The following is an 8,088-nucleotide window of genomic DNA, read 5'->3' as shown; positions in this document are numbered from 1 at the left end:
AGTAGGGAACTGCCAGGCATCAAACAAGTGAAGAGCCCATCCTGACGGATGGGCTCTTTGCGTTTTTGTCGTCTGAAACTGCCGGACATCGGTCTACCCTTATCCGGCCTTTTCATTACTCATGTACCAAATTCAATAACGGATACGGTTTTCCAAGATCGTCCGTTTCAGAACGGCCTGTCACCTTAAAGCCCATTTTCTTATAAAATCCGACCGCTTGTTCATTCTGCTCGTTAACGTTAGTCGTCAGTCTGGGCGCTAACGACAAGGCGTGTTTAATCAAAAGCTTACCCACGCCACAGCCGCGAACGGCAGGATCAACAAATAACGCATCCATATGTTCCCCCGTTAGAAGCATAAAGGCGACCGGCTCATCTTCCTCCGTTACTGCTACCCACAGCGGCGCTTCGGGTAGGAATGAGCTCACCAGCTCTTCCAGCTCCGCTCTATATGCTTTTGATAAAAAACCGTGCGTTGCATCGACCGATCGACACCAGATCGCAATCAGTTTTTTCCCTTCATCATGCCGTGAACGGCGGATACTAATAACCATACGTGCTCCTTTTATTTGTTCTTATATTCTAACGTAAATATCTCCGTGAAATTTTCTCACCCTGCATTTACAGGCTCGACATTCACATTATTCCTGGGTATCTTCAGCTGTCTGGATGTCTAAACGTTTATACGTATGTTATGAGGTAATAAAGTTATGCCAATTCGGGTGCAGGACGAGCTACCGGCCGTCAATTTCTTGCGTAATGAAAACGTCTTTGTGATGACGACAACTCGCGCGACGACTCAGGAAATCCGCCCGCTGAAGGTGCTCATCCTTAATCTGATGCCGAAGAAAATCGAGACTGAGAATCAGTTTTTGCGACTGCTTTCCAACTCTCCTCTGCAGCTTGATATCCAGCTGCTGCGCATCGATGCCCGCGAATCGCGTAATACCCCAGCGGAACACCTGAACAACTTCTACTGCAACTTTGAAGATATTTGCGATCAGAATTTTGATGGCCTGATTGTTACCGGCGCGCCCTTAGGTTTGGTTGAGTTTAATGACGTTGCCTACTGGCCGCAGATCAAACAGGTGCTGGAATGGGCTAAAGATCATGTTACCTCAACGCTATTTGTCTGTTGGGCTGTACAGGCGGCCCTCAATATCCTCTATGGTATCCCTAAACAGACGCGCTCTGAGAAGATTTCCGGCGTCTACGAACACCATATCCTGCAACCACATGCCTTATTAACCCGCGGCTTTGACGATAGCTTTCTCGCGCCGCACTCGCGCTATGCCGATTTCCCGGCGGCGCTGATACGCGACTACACCGACCTGGAGATTCTGGCGGAAACGGAAGAGGGCGATGCCTACCTGTTCGCCAGCAAAGACAAGCGCATCGCCTTCGTGACCGGTCATCCAGAATATGATGCAAACACCTTGGCCAGCGAGTTCTTCCGCGATGTGGAAGCGGGCCTCGATCCCCAGGTTCCACACAATTATTTCCCGCAAAACGATCCGCAGAACAAACCGCGCGCCACCTGGCGAAGCCATGGCAATCTACTGTTTATCAACTGGCTGAATTATTACGTCTACCAGATCACGCCATACGATCTACGCCATATGAATCCGACTCTGGATTAATCTTCTACACAACGCGATCCTAAAGCGTTTCAGCATTTTGCCTCTGGCACCTTCGGGTGCCTTTTTTATTTCCGAAATGCGGCTCATATTGTGATTAAACTTTATTTATATTGTTATCAATAGGTTAAATGAGAATTAAATTAAAAATGGAAATTGTTTTTGATTTTGAAAAATAAATGCGTAGTCTTAATTGTGCTGAACGAAAACTACACAACGATCTTACGTTCGCGCCAACTGGATCAACCAAGAGGAGCAGCACATGACGCAGCAGGCGACAATTACTGACGAACTGGCTTTTAGCCAGCCATATGGCGACCAGGAGAAGCAAATCTTAACGCCTGAGGCAGTCGAATTTTTGACTGAACTGGTGAGCCGCTTTACGCCTGAGCGCAATAAACTCCTGGCGGCGCGTCTCCAGCAGCAGCAGGAAATTGATGACGGTAATCTACCTGATTTTATTTCGGAAACAGCTTCCATTCGTAATGGTGATTGGAAAATTCGCGGCATCCCTGTGGATTTGCTGGATCGCCGGGTGGAAATCACCGGTCCGGTAGAGCGTAAGATGGTGATCAATGCGCTGAATGCGAACGTAAAAGTCTTTATGGCGGATTTCGAAGACTCACTGGCGCCTGAATGGAGCAAAGTCATTGAGGGGCAAATTAACCTGCGCGATGCGGTTAACGGCACCATCAGCTATACCAATGAAGCTGGCAAAATCTATCAGCTTAAACCGAACCCGGCGCTGCTGATCTGTCGCGTGCGCGGCCTGCATCTGCCGGAAAAACACGTGACATGGCGCAGGGAAGCCATTCCCGGCAGCCTGTTCGACTTTGCTCTTTATTTCTTCCATAACTACAAAGCGTTACTGGAAAAAGGCAGCGGGCCCTATTTCTATCTGCCGAAAACCCAGGCCTGGCAGGAAGCCGCGTGGTGGAGTGAAGTTTTTAGCTTTACGGAAGACCGTTTTGAGCTGCCGCGCGGCACTATCAAAGCCACGCTGCTGATTGAAACGCTGCCCGCCGTATTCCAGATGGACGAAATCCTGCATGCCCTGCGCGACCATATTGTGGGTCTGAACTGCGGGCGCTGGGACTATATCTTCAGCTATATCAAAACGCTGAAGAATCACCCGGACCGCGTTCTGCCGGATCGTCAGGTGGTGACGATGGACAAGCCATTCCTCAGTGCCTACTCACGATTGTTAATTAAGACCTGCCATAAGCGCGGCGCATTTGCGATGGGCGGCATGGCGGCCTTTATTCCGAGCAAAGATGCTGAGCGGAACAATCAGGTGCTGAACAAGGTAAAAGCGGACAAATCGCTGGAGGCGAATAACGGTCATGATGGCACATGGATTGCGCATCCCGGTTTGGCTGACACCGCGATGGCCGTCTTTAATGGCGTGCTCGGTGAGAACAAAAATCAGCTATTTGTCACCCGTGAAGACGATGCGCCAATTACCGCTGAACAGCTGCTGGCCCCCTGCGAGGGCGAACGAACCGAAGAGGGCATGCGCGCCAACATTCGCGTGGCGGTGCAGTACATCGAGGCGTGGATTTCCGGCAACGGCTGCGTACCGATTTATGGCCTCATGGAGGATGCGGCAACGGCCGAGATCTCACGTACCTCAATCTGGCAGTGGATCCATCACGAGAAAACGCTCAGCAGCGGTCAACCGGTAACTAAAGCGCTGTTCCGCCAGTGGCTGGCCGAAGAGATGCGGGTGATTCAGGACGAACTGGGCGAGCACCGCTACAGCAGCGGGCGCTTTGACGAGGCCGCGCGCCTGATGGAACAGATCACCACTTCCGATGAGCTCATTGACTTCCTGACTTTGCCGGGTTACCGCCTGCTGGCCTGACGGCCCAGGCTACTTTGTTTGCCATTTTGGCCCCGGGCAGTACTCAAAATCCTCACGTACTATAAGTACGCTCCGGTTTTTGCGCGCTGGCCGTGACCAAACTGTCATCACCAATAATGCCTGGGAAGCCAGGAAAATAATATGGAGCATCTGCACATGAAAACCCGTACCCAACAAATCGAAGAATTAAACAAAGAGTGGACCAACCCGCGCTGGGAAGGCATTACTCGCCCATACAGCGCCGAAGACGTGGTGAAGCTACGCGGCTCCGTTAACCCGGAATGTACGCTGGCGCAGCTGGGCGCGGCAAAGATGTGGCGACTGCTGCACGGCGAAGCGAAAAAAGGCTACGTCAACAGCCTGGGCGCGCTGACCGGGGGCCAGGCGTTACAGCAGGCGAAAGCGGGCATTGAAGCGATTTACCTTTCTGGCTGGCAGGTCGCGGCGGACGCCAACCTGGCCTCCAGCATGTATCCGGATCAATCGCTCTATCCGGCTAACTCAGTACCGGCCGTGGTCGATCGGATCAATAACACCTTCCGCCGCGCGGATCAGATCCAGTGGTCTGCGGGTATTGAACCGAACGATCCGCGTTATACCGATTATTTTCTGCCGATCGTCGCCGATGCGGAAGCGGGATTTGGCGGCGTGCTTAATGCGTTTGAGCTGATGAAATCGATGATTGAGGCCGGTGCAGCGGCCGTACACTTCGAAGATCAGCTGGCTTCGGTGAAGAAATGCGGCCATATGGGCGGCAAAGTGCTGGTTCCCACGCAAGAAGCGATTCAGAAACTGGTTGCCGCGCGTCTGGCGGCAGACGTAATGGGCGTGCCAACGCTGGTGATTGCCCGCACTGACGCCGATGCGGCGGATTTAATTACCTCAGACTGCGATCCTTACGATCGTCAGTTCATTACCGGCGACCGTACCAGCGAAGGTTTCTTCCGCACCCATGCCGGTATCGAACAGGCGATCAGCCGCGGGCTGGCCTACGCGCCCTATGCCGACCTGGTGTGGTGTGAAACCTCCACCCCGGACCTTGAGCTGGCGAAGCGCTTTGCCGATGCGATCCATGCGAAATATCCGGGCAAACTGCTGGCCTATAACTGCTCACCGTCGTTTAACTGGCAGAAAAAGCTGGATGATAAAACCATTGCCAGCTTCCAGCAGCAGCTGGCGGATATGGGCTACAAATATCAGTTCATCACCCTGGCCGGTATTCACAGCATGTGGTTCAACATGTTCGATCTGGCTCACGCTTACGCCCAGGGCGAGGGGATGAAGCACTACGTTGAGAAGGTTCAGCAGCCGGAATTCGCGGCGGCGAAAGATGGCTATACCTTTGTCTCCCATCAGCAGGAGGTCGGGACTGGCTACTTCGATAAGGTCACCACCATTATCCAGGGCGGAACCTCATCAGTAACGGCGTTAACCGGCTCTACAGAAGAAGATCAGTTCTGATCATTTCCCCTCTCCCTCTCTCCGGGGGAGAGGGAGAGAGGGGAAGGTATGACACGTGGCCTGGAATTATTGATTGCGCAAACTATTTTGCAGGGTTTCGACGCCCAGTACGGTCGTTTTCTTGAAGTTACTTCCGGCGCCCAGCAGCGCTTTGAACAGGCCGACTGGCATGCCGTCCAGCAGGCAATGAAGCAGCGCATCCATCTCTACGATCACCATGTCGGCCTGGTCGTCGAGCAGCTGCGCTGCATTACCGATGGCAAAAATACCGATAGCGACTTTTTGCTGCGGGTAAAAGAACACTATACCCGCCTGCTGCCGGATTACCCTCGCTTCGAAATTGCGGAGAGCTTTTTCAATTCCGTCTATTGTCGGTTGTTTGACCACCGCTCGCTGACTCCCGAGCGGCTTTTTATTTTCAGCTCGCAGCCCGAGCGGCGCCTGCGCTCTATACCGCGGCCGCTGGCGAAAGATTTCTTTCCCGAGCGCGGCTGGGACACGTTATTACGCAAAGTGTTATCCGATCTTCCTCTCCGCCTGCCGTGGCAAAACAGAGCGCGCGATATCGGGTATATCACCGTTTGCCTGCAGGAAGCGCTTGGCGGCGAGCTGCTCTCCCGGTCGTATCTACAGGTGGCGAATGAACTTTTTTACCGCAATAAGGCAGCCTGGCTGGTAGGCAAATTGGTTACGCCGATGGCCACGCTGCCTTTTCTTCTGCCAATCCATCGTACCGATGAAGGCGAACTGTTTGTCGATGCTTGCCTGACGACGCATGCCGAAGCCAGTATCGTTTTTGGCTTCGCCCGCTCCTATTTTATGGTTTACGCGCCGCTGCCCGGCGCGCTGGTCGAGTGGCTGCGCGAGATTCTGCCGGGTAAAACCACCGCCGAACTGTACATGGCGATTGGCTGCCAGAAGCATGCGAAAACGGAAAGCTATCGGGAATACCTGCACTATCTTTCCCGCAGCAATGAACAATTTGTTGAAGCGCCGGGGATCCGCGGGATGGTCATGCTGGTGTTTACCTTGCCGGGCTTTGACCGGGTATTTAAGGTCATCAAGGACCGCTTCGCGCCGCAGAAAGAGATGACTGCCGCTCACGTGCGCGCCTGTTACCAGCTGGTCAAAGAGCATGACCGCGTGGGACGGATGGCCGACACCCAGGAGTTTGAGAACTTCGTGCTGAAGAAACGGCAAATTGCGCCCGAGCTGATGGCCCTGTTACAAACCGAAGCCGGTGGGAAAATTACCGACCTCGGCGATCGGATTGCGATCAGCCATCTGTATATCGAGCGGCGGATGGTGCCGCTGAATATCTGGCTGGAGCAGGTTGACGGGCAGGCGCTGCGCGATGCAGTCGAGGAGTACGGGAACGCCATTCGTCAGCTGGCTGCCGCCAACATTTTCCCCGGCGATATGCTATTTAAGAATTTTGGCGTTACGCGTCACGGCCGGGTGGTGTTCTACGATTACGATGAAATTTGCTATATGACGGAGGTGAATTTCCGCGAGATCCCGCCAGCGCGCTATCCGGAAGATGAGCTTGCCAGCGAGCCCTGGTACAGCGTCTCGCCGGGCGATGTTTTTCCGGAGGAGTTTCGCCACTGGCTGTGCGCCGACCCGCGTATCGGGCCGCTATTTGAAGAGATGCACGCCGACCTGCTGCGCGCCGACTACTGGCGGGAGCTGCAAAACCGTATTCGCAACGGCCACGTGGAAGACGTCTACGCCTATCGTCGCCGTCAGCGCTTTTGCGTTCGCTATGGCAACCTGCAACAGGCAGGGTAAACAGGCGGCCAGGTTCAGGCGGCCTCTATAACCGCAAATTCTTCGTACACCAGCTCCATATCCGGCGCCCAGGTGCCTTCGCGTTCAAAGAATGCCTGATGCGCCGATTGCCAGTAAGCGAGGCTCAAATCACCTTCGCCCTCCAGCGCGGCGAGCTCAGGGCTCATTTCATTAAACCGGATCAGCCTGAGCATCAGGGTGCGTATCACGCAGACGGCTTTGCCCTGGCCGTCCAGCACAATGTGATATGCCCCCGGCGTCACGGGCGGCTGCTCCTGCTGATAGCTGGCAAGCGAACCGCAGGTGCCGCGCTTCTTCCCCGCGATGACCAGGGCCGCCAGCTCGTCGGCCAGCTCCGCTGAATCGCCGAAAGACCAGCAAAAAGCAGAAGGGTATTTATCCTGCCAGTAGGATTTCAGATCGCTCATTTAGCGCACTCCGCCATACGCCAGCGTCACTTCTTTCGCCGCTTTGATCACCATGGCGCCGAACTCGGTCACGCGGTCATCGGTAATGCGGGAAATGGGCCCGGAAATAGAGATAGCGGCGAACGGCTCACGATGTTCATCATAAATGCATGACGCTACGCAGCGCAGTCCTAGCGCGTGTTCTTCGTCATCAAACGAATAGCCGCGCTTACGCGTCTGGGCCAGGTCCTCTTTCAGATGCACCGGCGATACCAGCGTAGCGTGGGTGTAAGCGTGCAGACCTTGACGGTGCAGCAGGCCGGTGACCTGATCTTCACTCAACTGCGACAAAAACGCCTTACCGGCGCCAGAAGCGTGCATCGGCAGCTTACCGCCAATCGGCGCCGACATACGCATCAGTTGGGTACACTGCACCTGATCGATAATGATCGCCTGATGATCGCTCGGGTCCAGCACCGCGAGGTTAACCGTTTCGCCGGAGTCTTCCATCAGTTGACGCAAAATCGGATGGACGATCGCCAACAGGTTACGACTTTGCAGGAAGCTGCTGCCGACGACGAAAGCATGGGCGCCCACCGACCAGTGGCCCAGTTCACCGACCTGACGAACAAAACCCAACTGCTGCATCGTGGTTAACAGGCGGTGGGTGGTGGAATTAGGCAAGCCGGCCTGCTGGGCCAGTTCGGTCAGCGCCACGCTGCCGTGAGATTCAGCAATCCATTCGAGCAGCTTCAGGCCGCGGGTCAGGGACTGAACTTGCCCGCCGGCCGGAGCGGCGGCGGAGGCGGCAGGTTTTCTGCCGCGTTTTGCGGGAGCGGGGGTCGCCATCGCGGACTCCTTTTTTCTGTATCGTGGAAATGATTTTCGTTTTATTTGGCGATAATGCAATCACTACCCGACTGATCGGA

Annotated in this window: 7 protein-coding genes; 4 read left to right on the top strand and 3 right to left on the bottom strand. The window is 54.5% G+C overall.

The window, feature by feature from the left end; genetic code table 11:
- Window positions 1–115: 115 nt before the first annotated feature.
- Window positions 116–553, bottom strand: coding sequence for an acetyltransferase (locus ABLV12_RS13825; protein WP_004117147.1), 438 nt, complete (start codon window positions 551–553; stop codon window positions 116–118).
- A 156-nt stretch (window positions 554–709) separates the two neighbouring features.
- On the opposite strand from ABLV12_RS13825, the gene metA reads away from it, so the two are divergent.
- The 4 genes from metA (at window position 710) to aceK (ending at window position 6,752) form a co-directional block, all read left to right on the top strand.
- Complete coding sequence (gene metA / locus ABLV12_RS13820; RefSeq protein ID WP_004109666.1) at window positions 710–1,639, top strand: homoserine O-succinyltransferase; 930 nt, start codon at window positions 710–712, stop codon at window positions 1,637–1,639.
- Between the two features lie 259 nt (window positions 1,640–1,898).
- Window positions 1,899–3,500 (top strand): malate synthase A, encoded by a 1,602-nt coding sequence (gene aceB / locus ABLV12_RS13815; protein ID WP_348867108.1) that lies wholly within the window; start codon window positions 1,899–1,901, stop codon window positions 3,498–3,500.
- A gap of 156 nt (window positions 3,501–3,656) precedes the next feature.
- The gene (aceA, locus tag ABLV12_RS13810) at window positions 3,657–4,961 is read left to right on the top strand and encodes an isocitrate lyase (protein ID WP_024274896.1); all 1,305 of its coding nucleotides are present in this window, start codon (window positions 3,657–3,659) and stop codon (window positions 4,959–4,961) included.
- 48 nt (window positions 4,962–5,009) lie between these two features.
- The gene (gene aceK, locus ABLV12_RS13805; RefSeq protein WP_123830072.1) at window positions 5,010–6,752 is read left to right on the top strand and encodes a bifunctional isocitrate dehydrogenase kinase/phosphatase; all 1,743 of its coding nucleotides are present in this window, start codon (window positions 5,010–5,012) and stop codon (window positions 6,750–6,752) included.
- A gap of 14 nt (window positions 6,753–6,766) precedes the next feature.
- On the opposite strand, the gene ABLV12_RS13800 is transcribed toward aceK, so the two are convergent.
- Window positions 6,767–7,171, bottom strand: a complete 405-nt coding sequence (locus tag ABLV12_RS13800) for an ASCH domain-containing protein (RefSeq protein WP_097365664.1) — start codon at window positions 7,169–7,171, stop codon at window positions 6,767–6,769.
- A gap of 9 nt (window positions 7,172–7,180) precedes the next feature.
- Window positions 7,181–8,008, bottom strand: a complete 828-nt coding sequence (iclR, locus tag ABLV12_RS13795) for a glyoxylate bypass operon transcriptional repressor IclR (RefSeq protein WP_004117167.1) — start codon at window positions 8,006–8,008, stop codon at window positions 7,181–7,183.
- Between the last annotated feature and the right edge of the window lie 80 nt (window positions 8,009–8,088).

Source organism: Klebsiella sp. CN_Kp100 (assembly GCF_040065315.1).
Taxonomy (GTDB): domain Bacteria; phylum Pseudomonadota; class Gammaproteobacteria; order Enterobacterales; family Enterobacteriaceae; genus Klebsiella; species Klebsiella oxytoca.
This window is presented reverse-complemented; position numbering and strand designations above follow the sequence as displayed.

Coding starts and splice junctions, on each gene's coding strand:
- ABLV12_RS13825 (WP_004117147.1), bottom strand. CDS start 553: ATGGTTATTAGTATCCGCCGTTCACGGCATGATGAAGGGAAAAAACTG.
- metA (WP_004109666.1), top strand. CDS start 710: ATGCCAATTCGGGTGCAGGACGAGCTACCGGCCGTCAATTTCTTGCGT.
- aceB (WP_348867108.1), top strand. CDS start 1,899: ATGACGCAGCAGGCGACAATTACTGACGAACTGGCTTTTAGCCAGCCA.
- aceA (WP_024274896.1), top strand. CDS start 3,657: ATGAAAACCCGTACCCAACAAATCGAAGAATTAAACAAAGAGTGGACC.
- aceK (WP_123830072.1), top strand. CDS start 5,010: ATGACACGTGGCCTGGAATTATTGATTGCGCAAACTATTTTGCAGGGT.
- iclR (WP_004117167.1), bottom strand. CDS start 8,008: ATGGCGACCCCCGCTCCCGCAAAACGCGGCAGAAAACCTGCCGCCTCC.